The organism is Streptomyces viridosporus, from assembly GCF_002078235.1.
Lineage (GTDB): Bacteria > Actinomycetota > Actinomycetes > Streptomycetales > Streptomycetaceae > Streptomyces > Streptomyces viridosporus.
Map to the genome: position 1 here is coordinate 1 of NZ_MSGP01000773.1, position 588 is coordinate 588.

Sequence of the window (588 nt, forward strand, 5' to 3'; positions counted from 1 at the left end):
CCGCCCCGCTCCCCCGACGGGACGGCACAGGACATCACCCCCTTCCTTCACGGAGGTATCTGTTGCACTCTCTACTCCCCGCCTTCGCGGAGCAGCTCCTCAAGCAGAGCCGAGACCCCGCTGAGATCCCCGCAATCCGTGCCCCGGCTCCCGCGGGCTGGCTCGCGCCTTTGGCCACGCGCATCCTGAGTGCCCTGGCCATCGGCAGGTCGGCCTGCGCGTTCCTCGCGCACGGCTATGCCTACCTGCCCGTCCCGAGCGTGAACGATCATGCGCTCTACCTGCGGATGGCCGCTCAGTCCGTCATGACACCGTGGCCGGTGGACGCTCCCGCGGTCGTCCTCACCGTCGCGGGCACCGTCGACCTGGAGGTGTACCAGGAGCCTGGGGACATGCAAGCCGGACGCCCGCAGTACGCGCGCAGCTTCGGCATCGAACAAGTATTCGCCGTACACCCGGGCACCCTGTGCGCGACCCAGAGCGGCATCGACGGCGTACAGGTACTCGCCATCACCCGTGCCCTTACGGGTGCGGACGAGCTTGCCGACGATGAGCACGCAGCCGTTGCCCAGCGGGCCCGCCGGGCCC

General features: G+C 69.6%; 1 protein-coding gene. It reads left to right on the forward strand.

The window, feature by feature from the left end:
* Nucleotides 1-170: 170 nt before the first annotated feature.
* A partial coding sequence (locus B7L92_RS37380) for a hypothetical protein (protein ID WP_143626480.1) occupies nucleotides 171-588 on the forward strand: 418 nt, incomplete at its 3' end.